The organism is Pseudoalteromonas sp. J2K-J979 (assembly GCF_058169715.2).
In genome coordinates this window covers 2885047-2903624 of sequence record NZ_CM200281.1, presented here as the reverse complement: position 1 = coordinate 2903624, position 18578 = coordinate 2885047, and the positions used below count along the sequence as shown (strand labels likewise).

The 18578-nt window shown below is 42.0% G+C and carries 16 protein-coding genes; 6 read left to right on the top strand and 10 right to left on the bottom strand.

Going from position 1 to position 18578, the window contains the following annotated elements:
• Positions 1–31 precede the first annotated feature (31 nt).
• The 5 genes from prmA to rpsU form a co-directional block, all read right to left on the bottom strand.
• The gene (prmA, locus tag AC3KVK_RS13280; protein ID WP_490311648.1) at positions 32–910 is read right to left on the bottom strand and encodes a 50S ribosomal protein L11 methyltransferase; all 879 of its coding nucleotides are present in this window, start codon (positions 908–910) and stop codon (positions 32–34) included.
• Between the two features lie 78 nt (positions 911–988).
• Complete coding sequence (gene rpoD / locus AC3KVK_RS13275; protein WP_490311647.1) at positions 989–2836, bottom strand: RNA polymerase sigma factor RpoD; 1848 nt, start codon at positions 2834–2836, stop codon at positions 989–991.
• 137 nt (positions 2837–2973) lie between these two features.
• Positions 2974–4725: a DNA primase gene (gene dnaG, locus AC3KVK_RS13270; RefSeq protein WP_490311646.1), complete on the bottom strand. Its 1752-nt coding sequence runs from the start codon at positions 4723–4725 to the stop codon at positions 2974–2976.
• 121 nt (positions 4726–4846) lie between these two features.
• On the bottom strand, positions 4847–5293 hold the full coding sequence (locus AC3KVK_RS13265) for a GatB/YqeY domain-containing protein (RefSeq protein WP_490311645.1): 447 nt from the start codon (positions 5291–5293) through the stop codon (positions 4847–4849).
• 21 nt (positions 5294–5314) lie between these two features.
• On the bottom strand, positions 5315–5530 hold the full coding sequence (gene rpsU / locus AC3KVK_RS13260) for a 30S ribosomal protein S21 (RefSeq protein ID WP_086744548.1): 216 nt from the start codon (positions 5528–5530) through the stop codon (positions 5315–5317).
• 240 nt (positions 5531–5770) lie between these two features.
• Between rpsU and tsaD the strand changes: the two genes are divergently transcribed.
• Positions 5771–6784, top strand: a complete 1014-nt coding sequence (gene tsaD / locus AC3KVK_RS13255) for a tRNA (adenosine(37)-N6)-threonylcarbamoyltransferase complex transferase subunit TsaD (protein WP_490311644.1) — start codon at positions 5771–5773, stop codon at positions 6782–6784.
• A gap of 27 nt (positions 6785–6811) precedes the next feature.
• Here the strand turns inward: tsaD and plsY are convergent, their stop codons facing one another.
• Positions 6812–7402, bottom strand: coding sequence for a glycerol-3-phosphate 1-O-acyltransferase PlsY (plsY, locus tag AC3KVK_RS13250; protein WP_490311643.1), 591 nt, complete (start codon positions 7400–7402; stop codon positions 6812–6814).
• Between the two features lie 125 nt (positions 7403–7527).
• Here plsY and folB point away from each other — a divergent pair, with 125 nt between their 5' ends.
• Genes folB through AC3KVK_RS13235 form a run of 3 tightly spaced genes read left to right on the top strand, consistent with a single transcriptional unit; the run spans position 7528 to position 9179 of the window.
• The gene (gene folB, locus AC3KVK_RS13245) at positions 7528–7884 is read left to right on the top strand and encodes a dihydroneopterin aldolase (RefSeq protein ID WP_490311642.1); all 357 of its coding nucleotides are present in this window, start codon (positions 7528–7530) and stop codon (positions 7882–7884) included.
• Positions 7885–8373 carry a 2-amino-4-hydroxy-6-hydroxymethyldihydropteridine diphosphokinase gene (gene folK, locus AC3KVK_RS13240; protein WP_490311641.1) on the top strand — a complete coding sequence of 163 codons (489 nt, stop codon included), beginning with the start codon at positions 7885–7887 and terminating at the stop codon, positions 8371–8373.
• Entirely contained in the window at positions 8370–9179 is an 810-nt protein-coding gene (locus AC3KVK_RS13235; protein ID WP_490311640.1) for an undecaprenyl-diphosphate phosphatase, read from the top strand. Before folK ends, AC3KVK_RS13235 begins: the two co-directional genes overlap by 4 nt.
• Positions 9180–9231: 52 nt before the next feature.
• Here AC3KVK_RS13235 and AC3KVK_RS13230 read toward each other — a convergent pair whose 3' ends face one another.
• The gene (locus AC3KVK_RS13230) at positions 9232–10329 is read right to left on the bottom strand and encodes a tRNA nucleotidyltransferase/poly(A) polymerase-related protein (protein WP_490311639.1); all 1098 of its coding nucleotides are present in this window, start codon (positions 10327–10329) and stop codon (positions 9232–9234) included.
• A 112-nt stretch (positions 10330–10441) separates the two neighbouring features.
• On the opposite strand from AC3KVK_RS13230, the gene AC3KVK_RS13225 reads away from it, so the two are divergent.
• The gene (locus AC3KVK_RS13225) at positions 10442–11350 is read left to right on the top strand and encodes an ExeA family protein (protein WP_490311638.1); all 909 of its coding nucleotides are present in this window, start codon (positions 10442–10444) and stop codon (positions 11348–11350) included.
• Between the two features lie 12 nt (positions 11351–11362).
• Positions 11363–12151, top strand: coding sequence for a general secretion pathway protein GspB (locus tag AC3KVK_RS13220; protein ID WP_490311637.1), 789 nt, complete (start codon positions 11363–11365; stop codon positions 12149–12151).
• 28 nt (positions 12152–12179) lie between these two features.
• Here the strand turns inward: AC3KVK_RS13220 and AC3KVK_RS13215 are convergent, their stop codons facing one another.
• The 3 genes from AC3KVK_RS13215 to putA all read right to left on the bottom strand — a co-directional run bounded on the left by AC3KVK_RS13215 (position 12180) and on the right by putA (position 18518).
• A complete protein-coding gene (locus tag AC3KVK_RS13215) occupies positions 12180–13349 on the bottom strand; it encodes an HD-GYP domain-containing protein (RefSeq protein WP_490311636.1) in 1170 nt (389 codons plus the stop codon).
• A 12-nt stretch (positions 13350–13361) separates the two neighbouring features.
• On the bottom strand, positions 13362–14567 hold the full coding sequence (locus AC3KVK_RS13210) for a cyclic di-GMP phosphodiesterase (RefSeq protein WP_490311671.1): 1206 nt from the start codon (positions 14565–14567) through the stop codon (positions 13362–13364).
• Positions 14568–14711: 144 nt separating this feature from the next.
• A complete protein-coding gene (gene putA, locus AC3KVK_RS13205) occupies positions 14712–18518 on the bottom strand; it encodes a bifunctional proline dehydrogenase/L-glutamate gamma-semialdehyde dehydrogenase PutA (RefSeq protein ID WP_490311635.1) in 3807 nt (1268 codons plus the stop codon).
• Between the last annotated feature and the right edge of the window lie 60 nt (positions 18519–18578).

Here is an 18578-nt window from a genome sequence, read left to right as displayed (position 1 = left end):
GAATTAAGCAAAGTCGGCATTAAAAGCCTATTTAGTGTTTGCGACCGCTGACTCTAACCCACTCACCTTTTCCTGCCACAGGGTCTAACTGACAATGTTCTTGATACACGTCAACAACGGATTGGCTTTGCTCATTAAGGATTCCAGATAGTGCTAGGCCACCTCCAGCTTTTAGCAAGCTTAAAATGACCGTATGGAGATCGCGTAATGGAGCCGCTAGAATATTTGCAACCATGATATCAGCAGTAAATTCAGGCTGATCTTGCGGTAAATAGACTTCGAGTTGTTCGGCGACATTATTTCGTTCAGCATTATCGATGCTTGCTGCTAATGCTTGTGGGTCAATATCAATGCCAATAACGCGTTTAGCACCAAGCTTAATAGCTGCGATGCCTAAAATGCCTGAACCGCAGCCAAAGTCGACAACTGTTTTACCGGTTAAGTCTTGGCTTTCAAGCCATTCAAGGCATAATGCGGTGGTGGCATGTGTTCCTGTGCCAAAAGCCAGACCCGGATCCAGTAATACGTTGACCGCAGTCGGGTCGGGAATATCGCGCCAACTTGGGCAAATCCATAAGCGTTCGCCAAACTTGATCGGGTGGAAGTTATCCATCCATTCCCGTTCCCAATCTTTATCTTCTAATTGTTCAATTTTATAAACAAACTGCTCTGATAACTCAGGTTGTGTTGATAAAAAGCCAACTACAGCTTGCATGTCTTCGCTGGCATCAAACAAACCGATCACTGTCGTATCTGCCCATAATGTGACTTCGCCAAGCGGAGGCTCATAAATGGGAGTGTCTTTAGCGTCAATGAAAGTGACAGAAGCGCTACCACATTCCATTAAATAATCGCTGATCTTATCGGCGTTTTCTTTATTTGCATTGATACGAATTTGGATCCAAGCCATGTGGGTGACCTTTTAAAAAATGAATGAAGTAAAAAGGCCGCAAAGCGGCCTTTTATAATCAGTGTTGAGCTAGGCGATTTATTTAAAATCTAGGAAGCTCTTTAATAAATCAGAACGAGAAGGGTGGCGTAATTTACGTAACGCTTTTGCTTCTATCTGACGAATACGCTCACGAGTTACATCAAACTGTTTACCCACTTCTTCTAATGTGTGGTCAGTGTTCATGTCGATACCAAAGCGCATTCTTAATACTTTTGCTTCACGAGCAGTTAAACCGGCTAATACTTCGTGAGTGGCGCCCTTTAAGCTTTCCATCGTTGCCGAATCAATGGGTGACTCGATGGTACTATCTTCAATGAAATCACCTAAGTGAGAATCTTCATCATCACCGATCGGGGTTTCCATTGATATTGGCTCTTTTGCAATTTTTAATACCTTACGGATCTTATCTTCAGGCATCATCATACGCTCAGCGAGCTCTTCAGGATTAGGCTCACGACCCATCTCTTGAAGCATTTGGCGAGAAATACGATTCAGTTTATTGATCGTTTCAATCATATGCACAGGGATACGAATAGTACGTGCTTGGTCCGCGATAGAGCGGGTTATAGCTTGACGGATCCACCAAGTTGCATACGTCGAGAATTTGTAACCTCGGCGGTATTCAAATTTATCCACCGCCTTCATCAAGCCTATATTACCTTCTTGAATCAAATCTAAGAATTGTAGGCCTCGATTGGTGTATTTTTTTGCAATTGAAATTACTAGACGTAAATTCGCTTCAACCATTTCTTTTTTTGCACGGCGGGCTTTCGCTTCACCGATGCTCATTCGACGATTGATATCTTTAATGCGCTCAATGCTTAAACCGGTGGTTTGTTCCATGCTACGCAGTTTATTTAGGCTACGCTCTATTTCTGGGCGACATTCTTCAAGTTTGGCAGAGTACTTTTCACCAGCGTTGATTTCGATTTCTAGCCATTCACCGTTGCTTTCATTATTCGCGAAATGTTTAATGAAGGTTTTCTTTGGAAGTTTGGCTATTTGGCATGCTTGCTTCATGATTAAACGCTCTTGTACACGAACGCGGTCCATCATTTCACGCATGTTATTGACCATACGATCAAATTGCTTAGGCATTAATTTGAATGTACGGAAAAGCTCTCCAATTTCTGTGATCGCTTCTTTTGCATCAGGGTGAGTACGCCCTTTAACTTCGAAGATATCACGTGCTTTATTGTATAGCTCACGCAGTTTTTCGAAGTTTTCACGCGCTTCCTCAGGATCTGGACCTGTGTCGACTTCTTCTTCATCGTCATCGTCATCGTCATCGCTATCAAGATCCGCATCTTCATCTTTAAGCTGTTCTGCATTTAGTTCAGAACCGATATGAGTGGCTGCAATTGGGATTTGTTCTTCATCAGGGTCGAAAAACCCTGAGATAATATCGCTTAGTCGAATCTCTTCAGCTTCGTATTTATCCCATTGTTCAAGAAGGTAGGTGATAGCTTCAGGGTATTCAGCGACGGAAATTTGTACTTGGTTAATGCCTTCTTCTATCCGTTTGGCTATTTGGATTTCGCCTTCACGGGTTAGAAGCTCAACGGTGCCCATTTCACGCATATACATGCGCACAGGATCGGTAGTACGACCGATTTCTTTTTCTACAGTAGCAAGTGCTGCTGCAGCAGCTTCTGCTGCATCTTCATCAGTTGTTGTTTCTTGCATCATCAACTCATCGGCATCAGGTGCATTTTCGCTAACCTGAATACCCATATCGTTGATCATACTGATGATATCTTCAACTTGGTCTGAATCAATAATGTCTTGTGGAAGGTGGTCGTTCACTTCAGCGAACGTCAAATAGCCTTGCTCTTTACCTTTTTGAATCAGGAGTTTTAGTTGTGACTGAGGAGTTTGCTCCATAGAGATGTTCTCTTCCACTTTGAAAAGTTGACACTGCAGGCGTCAGCTCGGAAATTAGTTCAAGTGCGACGCGATGAATAGAGCATTATAACACGAAGTATTTTTTCTGGCTAGCTCACCGGTTGCTGTTAGTTTTTTTAAGCGCCTTTAAGCGCTTGGGTTAATAGCGAGTATTCGAGTCGCTCTTCTTTATTCAGTCCTTGCGTTTTATCTTTTATTAATAAGGTCTCGAGGCGATGATTTAAACACTGATCTTCAATAAATTTAAATGTATTTTGAAAATAAGTTGCCAATTGCTCTTCTGCAATTTGATGTTGCCATCCGGCTAAGCGTGATAAGGCTTTAAATTCCGGTGTATCACGGTGCAACTCTAAGATTTGACCGGTGTTGATGTGTGTGTGTTTTAAACAAAGCGCTTGTAGGCTTTTAAATAAAGCTAAGCCAGGCAAATTTAGCTCAACTAATTCAGGCGAGTGGGGAATTGTTTTGGCCAAATGTGGGTGTTGAAGCAATAGTCCGATGGCAATGCGCATTGGTGTCATTTTAAACTTACTTTGTACGGATTGTTGCTGACGCGGGTTATTAAGCTTTTGATTGAGTTGCTCACGCGTTCTACCAATCAAGCGAGCGAGTTTCTCAAGTAAGTTCTCTTGATAAAAGTCACTGGGAACTTTTTCAATCAGGGGAAGGGCTAAGCTCATTAGCTTTGCTTTACCCGCATCGGTGGCAATATCAATGTCAGAGCTGAGTCGTTCAAACAACACTTTGCTAAAGTCGGATGCTTGCGCTAAACGTTGTTCAAATAATTCTTTACCTTCTTTTTGAACTAAGGAGTCCGGATCTTCACCATCAGGTAAAAAAACAAATTGCAGTGCTTTGCCGTTGTTTAAATAAGGCAGGGCATTTTCAAGTGCACGCCATGCAGCATCTTTACCGGCTCGATCGCCATCATAACAACAGATGACTTTGTCTGTGGTACGAAATAAAGTCTGCATATGTTCGCTCGTTGTTGCAGTACCCAGTGCTGCAACTGCATATTCGATCCCTTGTTCAGAAAGGGCAACTACGTCCATATAGCCCTCAACAACCATGACTTGTGTTAGTTTTTTAAATGCTTGTTTTGCTTCATACAGCCCGTAAAGTTCAAAGCCTTTGTGAAAAATGCGCGTTTCAGGTGAGTTCAAGTATTTAGGACCGTTATCGCCTTGTAAAATACGGCCACCAAATGCAATCACTCGCCCGCGCTTGTCACGGATAGGAAACATTAGGCGATCACGGAAAAAGTCAAACTGTCGGCCTGGTGTTTTTTCACTTGCCAGTTTCAACTCAACGAGTTGCTTTTTTTGTGAAGTCGTCCGGCCTAAATGTTTACACAGCCCATTCCACTCACTGGGGGCGTAGCCAATCATAAATTTTTTGACTGTTTGACCAGAAAGCCCGCGCCCTTTTAAGTACTCAATGACGGTCTTTGAATTCTCATGACGTTTAAGTTGATGCTCGTAAAATTGACTCGTTTGTAACATGAGATCATAATCAGAGCGCTTTTGTTCTGCACTGACATGTGGTTTGTTACTTTGCCCATGGGTGTTTTCTCGCGGAACTTCCATATGCAACATGGATGCTAACTCTTCAATGGCATCAACAAAGTCAAGTTTTTCGTAATCCATCATAAACGAAATTGCATTACCATGCGCACCACAACCAAAACAATGATAAAACTGCTTATCTTGTGAAACAGTGAAAGAGGGGCTTTTTTCATTATGGAATGGGCAGCACGCTTGGTAATCTTTACCCGCTTTTTTTAGACCGACTTTACCATCGATTAAATCGATAATATCTGTTCGTGCGAGTAGATCATCAATAAAGCTACGTGGGATTTTTCCGGCCATAGAAGTTTCAGTCAAATGAAGTTGGTTGCAAGAATAACGGAATTTGAGATTGGGATCTACAAGAGCCTAAAACGAAGAAACCGAGCACTAGGCTCGGTTCAGTAACAGTATCGCTACTTTATTATGTGTTTAATCGTTGCTTGATTAAGCCTGAGATTTTACCGATATCGGCTTTACCTTCGGCTTGGCTTTTGATTAAGCCCATAACTTTACCCATGTCTTGCATTCCGGATGCACCGCAATCTGAAATTGCTTGGTCAATTAGCTGAAGAATTTCTTCTTCACTTAAAGGTTTTGGTAAAAAGCCTTCGAGTACACTGATTTCACTTGCTTCAGTTTGTGCTAAATCTTCACGTCCAGCATTTATATATTGGTCGTGAGCATCGCGACGTTGTTTCACCATTTTCACAATAACTGAAGTTATAGCAGCTTCATCTAAAGTTATCTGATTATCAATTTCGCGTTGTTTGATTTCAGCTAATGCCATACGAATAGTGCCAAGGGTAATTTTATCCTTAGCACGCATTGCATCTTTTTGTGCGTCTTTTAATTGGGTCAATAGACTCATTAAATACAAGACCTGACTAAATTAGTAAAGTTTAACGCGACGTGCGTTATCGCGAGAAAGCTTTTTCATGTGGCGTTTTACTGCCGCTGCTTTCTTACGTTTACGCTCTGCTGTTGGCTTTTCATAAAATTCGCGGCTACGAACTTCAGAAAGGATACCTGCTTTTTCACATGAACGCTTGAAACGACGTAAAGCCACGTCAAACGGTTCGTTTTCTCTTACTTTGATTACTGGCATTAAAAAATCACCTACTAACTAAATGAGTTTGACTCATGTGGCCAACAATTGGCCGTCTAGTTCAAAAATGGTGCGGCATTGTAATCCGAAGCAAGCCGCAATGTAAAGAATAATTATAACAAAGCTAGTAAAATTCCGCCAAGTCAGTAAAATTGGCGCTCTGTTTTACGATTCTATGCGTAAAATACCATATTTTAACCATGTGTAAGCATTTAATCGGGTTGTTTAGGAGTTTTATTGATGCGTATTTTAGGAATTGAATCTTCCTGTGATGAAACAGGCATTGCAATTTATGACGATGAACAAGGGTTATTAGCGCATCAACTTTACAGCCAAGTAAAGCTACACGCTGATTATGGCGGGGTGGTACCTGAACTCGCTTCAAGAGATCATGTCCGTAAAACGTTGCCTTTAATAACGGCAGCTTTAAATGAAGCACAATGTACTGCGACTGATATAGATGCTATTGCATATACTGCTGGACCAGGCTTAGTCGGGGCGCTGCTTGTTGGGTCTTCGATTGGTCGTGCACTCTCGTTCGGGTGGGGGATCCCAGCAGTTGCAGTTCACCATATGGAAGGGCACTTGCTGGCACCTATGCTTGAGGAAAACCGCCCTGAGTTTCCGTTTGTCGCTTTATTGGTTTCTGGCGGACATACATTGCTTGTTAAAGTGGCTGGCATCGGTGAATACGAAATTTTGGGGGAGTCAATTGATGACGCAGCTGGTGAAGCATTTGATAAAACGGCTAAGTTATTGGGGCTCGATTACCCTGGAGGCCCTTTATTGGCTAAGTTAGCTGAACAGGGAACACCAAAAAGGTATATTTTTCCAAGACCGATGACAGACCGCCCGGGCTTGGATTTTAGCTTTAGTGGTTTAAAAACGTTTGCGGCTAATACCATTCGTTCTGAAGGCGATGATATGCAAACCAAGGCTGATATTGCTCATGCGTTTCAAACAGCGGTCATAGATACTCTGGCTATTAAGTGTAAAAGAGCATTAAAGCAGACAGGAATTAAGCGTTTAGTGATTGCTGGCGGTGTCAGTGCTAATACGTATTTACGTGAGCAATTTGCTAAAATTATGCAAGGCATGCAAGGTGAAGTTTTTTATCCTAGAACTGAATTTTGTACAGATAATGGAGCCATGATTGCTTATGCGGGGATGCAGCGTTTCAAGGCTGGGCAGTTTTCTGAATTAGACACCAAAGTGAAGCCGCGTTGGTCAATAGAAGAACTCCCTCCTCTTTAAAAACCGGAAACATAAAAAAGCTAACAGTCAGTTAGCTTTTTTATGTCCAATTTTTGGCTCGGTACCTTTGACTAAACGAAGAATGTTAGCGCTGTGCCTAAACACGATTAAAATAGCCAGCATGGTGACCGGTACAGTGTAAAGCGGTTTTATTAGCCAAGTATAAAATGGAGCGAGACTCACGGTAATTAAAGCTGCTAAAGATGAATATCGTGTCAGCCAGACAATTGCTATCCAAGTCGTAATTAATAGACCAGCAAGGGATAGCCCTATTGGCAGTAAAGTACCAAAGGCTGTCGCGACAGCTTTGCCGCCCTTAAAGTGAAAAAAGATTGGGTAGATGTGACCTAAACAGGCTGCGACGCCAATCAGTCCGAGCATTAGCGGTTCTATTTTTAAAAAGTAAGCGCCCCAAACGGGAATTGTGCCTTTTAATATATCGAAAATAAGCACAAGCGCAGCAGGGAGTTTCCCCCCAAGACGTAATACATTTGTTGCACCAGGGTTTTTTGAACCAAATTCTCTGGGATCAGGTAAAGAACAAACACGACTTATTAAGACTGCAGAAGAGATTGAGCCAAATAAATAGGCAAATATGAGCATTACACCTGTTAACACTGTGATCCTTATTTTTTAATCAGCAAAATTGGGCTATTATCTGCCGCTGATATTATTCCGGTGAAGGGTACTGGTTTTTTTTTCAATTAGGTATCCGACCAGCAACAAGTTCGAGCATCTTTACTATGGATAAAGTATTTATATCGCAATTGCAAGTAAACACTATCATTGGTGTCTACGATTTTGAAAAAGAAAGTAAACAGGATTTATTTTTTGATGTTGAGATGCTGACCGATATTCGCACAGCTGCGCAGTCTGATAATATTGATGATGCTGTTGACTACGCTGTCGTGAGTGAGCGAATTATCGCCCATACTACAGCAAAGCCTGTTGAGTTACTCGAAACTTTAGTTGAACAGCTGGCGAACATTATTTTAACTGAATTCAATGTGCAGCAGGTGACAATCCGAGTGAGCAAACCGGCAGCCGTTCAAGCTGCGCAAACGGTTGGTGTTGAAATTACGCGTTTTAGGCCTGCTTAAATGGCCGCTATTTTTATAAGCTTAGGCTCTAATATTAATAAAGCGCATTATATCCGCTCAGCAAACGCAGTGCTTAATAAGCATTTTCATGATTTGGTCTATTCTTCTGTGTTCGAAAGTGAGTCTATCGGTTTTTGTGGTAACAACTTTTACAATTCTGTGATTGGCGCAACTACTGAGTTGACGTTACACGAAGTATGTCGGCTGCTAAAACAAATCGAACGTGATCATGGCCGGACTGAAAACGATAAAAAGTTTAGTCCACGGACACTCGACCTTGATTTGCTTTTTTATGATGATGTTATTTGCTCTTCCCCGGCGCAATTACCGCGCGATGAAATCACTAAAAATGCCTTTGTTTTATGGCCGCTGGCCGAAGTCGCACCAGAATTTATTCACCCTGTTGTAAAGCAACGTATAGCCGACATTTGGCAGGCATACGATAAAACACAACAAAAACTATGGAAAGTGGAGTTACCTGCAGTATGAGTATTATTGAAATCATTGTCTTAGCATTAGTGCAAGGATTAACTGAGTTTTTACCTATATCGAGCTCTGCTCATCTCATTTTGCCTTCGCAAATTTTAGGAAGGCAAGACCAAGGAACCGCGTTTGATGTTGCGGTGCATGTGGGGACACTTATAGCGGTTGTTATTTACTTTCGTAAAGAAGTCGTTGATATCTTAGGTGCGTGGTTTAAATCGTTTGGCGCACAAGGAAAAACAGATGATAGCAAGTTGGGGTGGTGGATCATTATTGCCACGATCCCTGCGCTGGTTATTGGTTACTTTTTTAAAGATTTTGTTGAAAGCTACTCGCGTAACGCTTGGATCATTGCTACTACAACTATTGTGTTTGGTTTATTGCTTTGGTACGCCGATGCTAAAGGCAAGCAGATAAAATCAATTTACCAACTTAATTGGATGAGTGCGCTTTTAATTGGTTTATCACAAGTGGTTGCAATGGTATTCCCTGGTACATCACGTTCAGGTATCACGATGACGGTTGGTTTATTACTTGGGTTAAACAAGCAAAGTGCGGCCCGTTTTTCATTCTTGATGTCTATTCCTGTTATTGCTGCTGCAGGCTCTTATTATATCTATAAGCTTTCAACCGGCGATGACGTGATTGATTGGACGGCAATTGTATTAGGTGCAGTGCTCTCTTTTGTGGCCGCCTATGCGTGTATATATTTCTTCTTGAAAGTGATTGAGCGGATGGGCATGCTGCCATTTGTTATTTACCGTTTAGTACTGGGTGTGGGCTTGTTTGGTTTTTTATATTTTTCAACTTGATAACCCTTTGTGAATAGGTTAAGGCCTGCAAGTGATGTCTTGCAGGCTTTTTTTATGCATTCTTAATAATTGATAATCTAGCGGTTTCCATCGCAGGTTTGATTGCTGCGCCAGTGATCCCTTGTTGGATGAAGTATTGGGCATTGATATTACGCGCAGCTATAGCTGCTGCTTGTAATTGTTCAAAATGGGGGCTAGGTGTCGTGGCTTTGAGTTTAAAAACAGCCACTAAATAACTCAATCGCTCTGGTTTTCGCCATAAATCAATCGTATTAAAAAAAGTCAGTACGTGCTCAGGACTAGGAGAAGTACTTTCAAAAATCGACTCAAACTGATGAGCAAGAGCAGTGAGCTCATAGAAACTATTTGGTAGCTTCAGTGCCTGCTTTAATTGAGATAATTCATCAGCCGTCAGTATGCAGGTAATCGATGAAAATAGCTGCTCGGGAGCGATTGACTGTTGGCTGTTTTGTATTTTTTCCATGAAGTGGCGTTCTTGTTCAAGGTTCCAAAAGCAGTCTAAAGCAGGGGAGATTACAGCGAGTGCCCCGGTTTGTTTTAAAGCAGATAAAAAAATCGGGAACGCGCCTTCTTTTAGGGATTTTTCCCACTCAATCCACACTCGTTCAGGTGTTAATGTAGCAATTTCACCTTGGTTGACCATCTGTTGCATTAAGTACATTGTTTCAGGTGCGACGGTAAAACCTAAATAATGATAACGGGCGGCAAAGCGGGCAACACGTAAAATACGCAGCGGATCTTCGGCAAAAGCGCTAGATACATGACGTAAAATGCGGTTGTTTAAATCAGCTTGTCCATTATAGGGATCAATCAGTTGGCCATCAGGTGCTTGCGCGATGGCATTGACGGTGAGGTCGCGACGGATCAAATCTTCTTCTAAGGTTATGTTGGGCGTAAAGTCACAAATAAAACCTGTATAACCTTGGCCTTTTTTACGTTCCGTTCGCGCGAGTGCGTATTCTTCTTTTGTTTTTGGATGAAGAAATACCGGAAAGTCACGGCCAACTTGCGTAAAGCCTTGTTTTAGCATTTCATCGGCTGTCGCGCCAACGACGACATAATCTCGTTCTGTCACAGGGCGGTTGAGTAGGTTGTCGCGTACCGCACCTCCGACTAAGTAAATCTGCATAATATTCTTATTACTTTTCAATCATGACCATATTTTAACATAGTGTTATTGGTTTTAACTTGGTGATTTTTTTGCCATCATAAGAGCGTTGATATTTTAGGGGATAAATGAGGTGTATTTAAGCTATTTTGGGTTAACCGAAAAGCCATTTTCAATCGCGCCAAACCCAGATTATTTGTTTTTGAGTGATCGTCATAAAGAAGCGCTCGCCCATTTAACTTTTGGGCTTGGGGATGCAGGTGGATTTGTATTATTAACGGGTGAAGTAGGGACGGGAAAAACAACAGTGACACGCTGCATGTTGTCTCAGCTGACGGATACGACTCAAGTGGCCTTCATCCTAAACCCCACTTTAAATGAACTCGAGCTGCTGGCGAGTATTTGCGATGAGCTGAAGATTCGTTATAAAAAATCGGACACGAGTTTGAAAGATTTGACCGATAAAATAAAAAATCGCTTGGTTAAAAATCATCAAGCGGGTCGCCATACTATGCTCATTATTGACGAGGCGCAGCATTTGTCGGCTGCAGTGTTAGAGCAGTTGCGATTGTTAACTAACCTTGAAACCAATACTAAAAAGTTACTACAAATCATTTTAGTCGGACAACCCGAATTGCAACAACTATTAAAGCGAAATGATTTAAGACAGTTGGCACAGCGTATTACGGCGCGTTATCACCTTTTGCCTCTCAATGAAGCACAAGTTTTTGCTTATATACAACATCGTTTACAAAAAGCTGGGTGCCAAGCGTCGCTATTTGAAATGAATTCGATTAAATTAATCCATCAATTAACTGCTGGGATCCCACGACTGATTAATTTGCTATGTGATCGAGCTTTGATGGGGGCTTATTCTGCTCAGTTACCTTGTGTGAATAAAAAAATTGTGTTGCTATCAGCCAAAGAAGTCCTTCCAGAGCAACTCTCCGCACCGAAGAAAACATCGAGTCGCACACTAATTTGGGCGCTGTGGTTTAGTATTGTTGCGGCCTGTGGGTTTGTTTTGTCATTTGTTATTTAACGAAAGGTTTTTATGTCTTATTTATTAGATGCGCTCAAACAATCGAGCCATGAACAAGGTGGCGCGCAAGTGGGGTTGGCGGCTCAAGCGCAATACTCGCAACAAAAAGATTTGCAATTTTACCGCCGTTTAGTTGTTGCATTAGGTTTGCTGCTGACACTCATCGTAGGTTTTTTAGCAGGTAAATGGTACCAAGAGTGGTCGATGAGTCGGCAAGCTTTAGAAGATAAACCGATAATTGCCCCGACACGCGCTGATTTGACTCCATCCTCGACGGTGGCTCATGTCGAGTCAATAATGGAACAAAAAGCTCCTGAGCTTAATCCGGAACCAGAAATTCAACGTGAAATAGTTGCGCAGCCAATCAAGCAGCCTGAAGAGCCTGAAGAAGATTACAGTCAATATAAAGTGGTCGGTAAACCGCTTGAACAACCTTCGAGCGTCCCTGCAGAAGAATTAGCGGCGATACCTGATACTTTGAAAGCGGCATTTGCTCAAGCGGTTGCACAAACAGAAAATCAACCAGCGTATGATGTAACGCAAGCTAGCACTACCTCATCAAGGGTTCAGCCTCTGGAGTTACTTCCCGATGTGATTTTGGCTCGTGTTCCAGCTCTTCGTTATCAAGCTCATATCTATGCGACGCAAGCAGATAAGCGTTGGATCAGAATCAATAACCATGATCTCTATGAGGGGGATGTGTTCGATAACCTAACAATTATTGAAATCGCACCAGAGCAAACCGTAATGAGCATGGATGGTTACCAATTTAGCTTAGCTGCGATGCAGGATTTTCGTTAACCTTATAGGGGTTACACTGGCTTGATGTTTATAAATGATCAGAAAGTTTGATATTCAAGTTTTGGGCAAAAATATTGCTTTGTATTAAATCGTCACTGAACTCTTTGGCGATGATGACGTCGTGAACTTGCGTGTAATGTTTCCCTTTACTGTTATAAAAGCAATGTACGATAGGTTGTAGGGGATTGTTTTCTTTAAACGATTTCACATAACCCACTTTACCGGACTTTAGTTGGACTAAGGATCCTGGAGGGTAAAAGCCGATGGCTTGGATAATTTTTTTGACCAAGATGTCAGAAAATAAACTCGGCGCATGTTTTAATAAATATTTAAAGACTGTAGGGGTTGGGAATGGCTTTTCTCCTTCAAAACCAAAATGCAGAGAGTCAAATGTGTCGCATATAGCAAAGAGCTTTTGTGCTGTACTAAGTTGATTGTTTTTAAAATGCTCAGGGACCCCTGAGCCGTCTTCTCTTTCAAGCTGTTGTTGGCATAGTGACAGAGTGATCTCACATGCACCACCGCTGGAGTTGAGTATGTGGAGGGTATACTGGCAATACTTGTGACGCTGAATTTTTAAATATGGGTTGAGCAAGTGATCTTGGCGCTGAAATTGTTCGGCAAGTTTATATTTGCCTAAATCATGAAGTAAGCCCGCCATAAATAGTGCTTGAACTTCGTTATTAGGTCGCTTTAACAGCTTAGCGCAGACCATCGCTAAAATCGCGACACGAATACTGTGTCCTATGATTGAATTAGGTACAGAGCAGATGTTCGCGATACATAACAAGGTGCTGGGTTGGCGTGTGATTGATTCATTTATTTGCTCAGCAAGCAGAGCTAATTGAGCAATGTTGATTGGTTGAAAAGATAACACGCGCTCTTCTAGGTTGAGCATAGCTTGCTCTAAATGAACATAAATACTGTGCGCATGGGGGTACTCGTCACTGAAATGGTGATGTTTAGATTTCGGTGCTTTTTCAATCACTGGTGCTCGCGATTTTTCTTGCTCTTTTAAAGCGCGAAAGGGGTCAACGAGTACCTCGATGACCCCTTTTTGTTGCAAATCTTTAATTGCTTTTTTATCTCTTACCCAGCCCGTTTGCACGACCCGAATATCACCTAACTGCTTGGTGACTTTTTCAACATAACTACCTACGGTTAATTTAGTGATGGATACGCGTTCGAATGAGTTCATGGGTTTACACTGTTAGCTTAAGATGGAGTTCCTAAAAAATCGCATTAAATCAATTGCGAAATCTTCAGGTTTAATCGCTGATTCTAACTCATCTTGGTTATGTTTATCAGCTAAATTAATGTCTTTTACTTCAGTGTGATGATGGTGTTTTGCGCTGTAAAATGTTTTAACCCATGGCTTAAGGGGGTTATCGAAGTTGCTTTGCGATACAATGCCAAGTTTCTGGCTTTTTAATTTTACCAAGGTGCCCACAGGGTGAATGCCAATGCATTTAATAAATTGATTGGCAAGGTCGGTATCAAAACAGTGAGGCGAGTCATCTTTTATGATTTTGAATGCATTGATGGGGTTCATACCGTCTTTGTAGACACGTTTTGCAGTTAAGGCATCATATACATCAACAATGGCAATCATGCGGACATGCTGAGGGATATCGTCTCCTTTGAGTCCAAATGGGTAACCAAGTCCATCTAAACGTTCATGATGGTAAGCTGCAATGTCCACAGCAATACCTGATAAACCCGACTCTTCAAGAATTTCTTTGCTAAAGCGAGCATGCTCTTTCATGAGTGTGTACTCATCATCAGTAAACTTACCTGGTTTATTGAGAATTTCATCTTGAATTTTAATTTTACCAATATCGTGAAGCAGAGCTCCAGTCGCCAATTGATGCATGATGTCACGATCAATATGCAGATGCTTGGCAAAAATAGTCATTAGAACCGATACATTAATTGAGTGCTCTAGAAGGTACGCATCTTTTTCTCTGATACGGGTCATGCAAGCAAGCGCATCTTGATTTCGAAACACAGAATCAATAAACCCATCCGCAACTTCTTCAAATGGGCCAAGAGCGATTTTTTTGCCTGCTTTGATGGATTTGATGGCTTTTTTTTGTAGCGATTTAGCCTCGGTATAAAGTTTTTCAGCTTTGCTAAGCTCGCTTGAGACACTGACACTAAACTGTGTGGGGTCGTAGCGTTGACTCTCTTTGGATGTTTGTTCTTCTGATAAAGTCGGTGTTGCTTCTTGTGAGTGTGTAGGTAATGTTTTGTCTGTATCTATTTCAATTTCTAATATGCCGGCTTTGTGTAATTGAGCAATCGCCTCAGGGGTGCGTACCCAGCCCTGATTTTTAATTTTAAACTGCCCTTGTTGTTTAGTCACACTGTGGACAAACATGCCAGGAGTTAGATTTTTAATGGCAATTTTCTTAATCATCACTTCAAACTTAAAACAGATAGTCATTTAAAATTAGCAATAAACCTCAGATAAACCTAGGGCTTTAAAAAATTAAAATGGTAAATGGGCAATAAAAAAGGGCGCAAATGCACCCTTTAGCTTACTAACTCAGTAAGTTAATTATTCATCATCATCAACAGCTAGCGTCATTAACGAGGTGTTCCCGCCTGATGCTGTAGTATCAATGCTGATTGTTTTCTCAGTAATCAGACGAGAAATTAGCGTGTCATAATATTCGCTACTGATCACTGGCAGAATTGCACCGGTTCTGGCTGCTAGCTGCTTACTAAAATATCCCAAGCGAGACGAACGAGCCGCAACAACCGCACCAGCTAAGTGACTATGTGCCAAAATTGCTTGTAACTGATTAGGTTTAGCAACTTGGAAAACACCTTCGGCAACACCTGTAGAAATAAACTTATCTTTGAAAGCTGATGCTTCATCATAAAACAGCTCAGAAGCCACAGTGATAACCGTATTACCTGCAGCAAGAGCGGTGATGATTGATAAGACCCAGAAATTAAATGAAGTACTCTTATCGGCGTAGCACACAACACAACCACGAGGCTCTAAATACAGAATATTTGATTCACCTGTAGGCCCTGGCAATACTTTTGCTTTCTTCATGCGCTTTTCAACACGATTAAGCTGGCTACGAGCATCGGCAAGAGTGGCTGCTAAGTCATCGGCAAGCTCATTTACGATGTCAACCGTGGCGACTTTTGCTAATAATTGACGGACCACTGAGATACGGTCATTTAATGGGGTTGCACGCCAAATTTTCTCATCGCGGAGTGATTTCTGCATGATTTGATTGACTTGCTCAATGGCACCAGGGAAGTGATGCGTTTCCAACTCATCAGCTGTTAAATCAGTCATTTGAACGTTAACTGGCGATGCTTTTTCTTTGACAAGACGGGTTAAATAGTTAGGACCGCCAGCTTTAGGGCCAGTACCAGATAATCCACGGCCACCAAACGGCTGCACACCAACGACCGCACCAATCATATTACGGTTTACATAGATATTACCTGCACGCGACATTTTTGCTAAGTATTCAGCTCGCGCTTCGATACGCGTGTGAATGCCCATCGTTAAGCCAAAGCCAGTGGCATTGACTTGATCAATAACATTATCTAACTCTTCGCCTTTGAATCGAATCACATGCACACATGGACCAAATACTTCTTTTTTCAGCACTGATAAATCGCTGATTTCATATAAACGAGGCGCGAAGAAATAGTGGCCGGTTTCGCCCATTTCAGGTAATTCACACTGATAATGCAGCGTTGCACGACCTTTTAGGTATTCTACATGCTCGTTGAGCGCGTTCAGGGCTTTTTGATCGATAACAGGGCCAACATCAGTTGAAAGCATGGCAGGATCACCGACATGAAGTTCACTCATTGCACCTTTGATCATGCGAATCACATTATCTGCAATTTCTTCTTGAATAAATAAAACACGTAATGCAGAACAGCGCTGACCAGCACTTTGGAACCCTGATGCAATCACATCATCAACGACTTGTTCAGGTAAAGCTGTCGAGTCAACAATCATACAGTTTTGACCGCCAGTTTCGGCGATAAGTGGTACCTGAATGTCATCTCGCTCAGCAAGAGTTTGTGAAATGCGCGTGCCTGTTTCTGTTGAGCCAGTAAACATCACGGCCTGAATACGCGGATCTGGCACGATCACTTTACCTACCTCAGAGCCTCTTGCGATCACTGCTTGGACAACATCTTTTGGTAAACCAACTGTCTGCATTAATTCAATGGCACGTAAGGCGATTAAACTTGTTTGTTCTGCGGGTTTGGCAATGACGACATTCCCCGTCACAATTGCCGCAGCAACTTGGCCTAAGAAGATGGCAAGAGGGAAGTTCCACGGGCTGATACATAAAATGACACCGCGGGCTTCAAAACGCTCGTCTTTGGCTAACTCTTCAACGCGAGCAGCATAATAACGACAAAAATCAACGGCTTCACGAACTTCATCTACACCGTCTTGAGGAATTTTACCGGCTTCTTTAATACAAATAGCGATCAGTTCATCACGATGACGTTCAAGGATATCGGCTGTGCGGCGCAGAATGTCTGCTCGCTCTTGAACTGGAGTTTCAGACCAGTCAGCAAGTTGAGCCTCGGCCTTTTCGATTAATTGGCGCATTTGAGTCTCATCTTGCAATGCAATATGGCCAATGATTTCGTTGTGATTTGCCGGGTTTTTAACTGGTAGTGCACCAGCTGGAATACTTTGTTCGCTGATCAAGTTGTCGCTTAACCATTGATCTAAATTCGCTTTGAACGGTGTGATATGGTTAATATCAGTTAGGTCAATGCCTTTAGAGTTCGCTCGTTCATCACCAAAAATGTTAATAGGTAAAGAAATTTGACCATTGTATTTATTGCTTAAGCCTTGCAGGGTTTCAACCGGATCTGGTAATAATGATTCAACAGGTTTGCTTTCATCAACGATGGCATTAACAAACGATGAGTTAGCGCCATTCTCAAGTAAACGGCGGACTAAATAAGCAAGTAAGTCTTCATGCTGACCGACAGGCGCATACACGCGACATTGTACTTTATCTTGTGTCACAATCTGGTCGAAGAGTGATTCACCCATGCCATGTAAACGTTGGAACTCAAACCCTTCGCAGTCGCCTTTAGCCACTTCTAAAATTGTCGCTGCTGTATATGCATTGTGTGTCGCGAACTGAGGGAAAATCACATCGCGAGCTGCCATTAATTTCATTGCGCACGCTTTGTAAGATACGTCAGTGGTTGCCTTACGTGTAAAAACAGGGAAATGCTCTAAGCCATCTTTTTGGCTGTTTTTGATTTCGCTATCCCAATAGGCACCTTTAACAAGACGGACCATCAGTTTGCGTCCAACACGTTGGGCCAAATCAACTAACCATTCAATCACAAATGTGGCACGTTTTTGGTAAGCTTGAACGGCTAAACCAAAGCCATTCCAAGTGCCTAAATCTGGATCAGAGAAGACAGCTTCGATAATGTCTAATGATATATCTAAACGTTCTGCTTCTTCGGCATCGACTGTAAAACCAATGTCGTAGTCTTTAGCTATTAAGGCTAAGGCTTTTAATTTTGGTACTAGTTCTGTAATGACACGCTCTTTGTGAGTGAATTCATAACGGGGGTGAATAGCAGATAATTTAACAGAAATACCTGGGCTTTTAATCGGGCCGCGTTTATTCGCAGCTTTACCGATGGCGTGAATTGCATTGACATAACTTTGATAATAACGATCAGCATCCGCTTGAGTACGGGCACCTTCACCTAGCATGTCGTATGAATAAACATAGCCTTTTTGTTCTTTTTCAATCGCACGCTCAATCGCTTCATCAATGGTGCGGCCCATTACGAACTGCTTACCCATGATTTTCATTGCGTACTGAACAGACTTACGAATGACAGGCTCACCTAAACGACCCAGTGTTTTTTTCAAAACACCAAATTGATCATCTTTGCTTTTATCTGAGTAGTTGACCATTTTACCAGTGAATAGTAATCCCCAGCTTGAAGCATTAACAAATAATGATTCACTGTTGCCTAAATGAGAGCTCCAATCACCATTCGCTAATTTATCGCGAATTAGGCTTTCTTGAGTTTGTTTGTCTGGCACTCGAAGCAATGCTTCGGCTAAACACATTAATACAACCCCTTCTTCGGAAGATAAAGAAAACTCATTGAGCAGGGCGTCAACACCGCCTTGTCCTTCTTGATCTTCACGAATATTGACAACAAGTTGTCGGGCGCGCTCCCAGGCACGGCTTCGAGCCGTCACACCCACTTCTGCAAGTGGTAAAATATAATCAATTACTTCATTTTCATCGATGCGATAGAAGTCGCGGATCTTCTGTCTGATCGGACACTGTGTAGTTAAATCACCGTTATAAAGCATTGCAAACCCTCAAAAATCAAAAATGGAGCCAAACAAATTAAAGCCGCATTCTATATAATA

What these genes read in the sequence shown, in the direction of transcription:
- prmA (WP_490311648.1), bottom strand. Translation starts at nt 910, where the DNA reads ATGGCTTGGATCCAAATTCGTATCAATGCAAATAAAGAAAACGCCGAT.
- rpoD (WP_490311647.1), bottom strand. Translation starts at nt 2,836, where the DNA reads ATGGAGCAAACTCCTCAGTCACAACTAAAACTCCTGATTCAAAAAGGT.
- dnaG (WP_490311646.1), bottom strand. Translation starts at nt 4,725, where the DNA reads ATGGCCGGAAAAATCCCACGTAGCTTTATTGATGATCTACTCGCACGA.
- AC3KVK_RS13265 (WP_490311645.1), bottom strand. Translation starts at nt 5,293, where the DNA reads ATGAGTCTATTGACCCAATTAAAAGACGCACAAAAAGATGCAATGCGT.
- rpsU (WP_086744548.1), bottom strand. Translation starts at nt 5,530, where the DNA reads ATGCCAGTAATCAAAGTAAGAGAAAACGAACCGTTTGACGTGGCTTTA.
- tsaD (WP_490311644.1), top strand. Translation starts at nt 5,771, where the DNA reads ATGCGTATTTTAGGAATTGAATCTTCCTGTGATGAAACAGGCATTGCA.
- folB (WP_490311642.1), top strand. Translation starts at nt 7,528, where the DNA reads ATGGATAAAGTATTTATATCGCAATTGCAAGTAAACACTATCATTGGT.
- folK (WP_490311641.1), top strand. Translation starts at nt 7,885, where the DNA reads ATGGCCGCTATTTTTATAAGCTTAGGCTCTAATATTAATAAAGCGCAT.
- AC3KVK_RS13235 (WP_490311640.1), top strand. Translation starts at nt 8,370, where the DNA reads ATGAGTATTATTGAAATCATTGTCTTAGCATTAGTGCAAGGATTAACT.
- AC3KVK_RS13230 (WP_490311639.1), bottom strand. Translation starts at nt 10,329, where the DNA reads ATGCAGATTTACTTAGTCGGAGGTGCGGTACGCGACAACCTACTCAAC.
- AC3KVK_RS13220 (WP_490311637.1), top strand. Translation starts at nt 11,363, where the DNA reads ATGTCTTATTTATTAGATGCGCTCAAACAATCGAGCCATGAACAAGGT.
- AC3KVK_RS13215 (WP_490311636.1), bottom strand. Translation starts at nt 13,349, where the DNA reads ATGAACTCATTCGAACGCGTATCCATCACTAAATTAACCGTAGGTAGT.
- putA (WP_490311635.1), bottom strand. Translation starts at nt 18,518, where the DNA reads ATGCTTTATAACGGTGATTTAACTACACAGTGTCCGATCAGACAGAAG.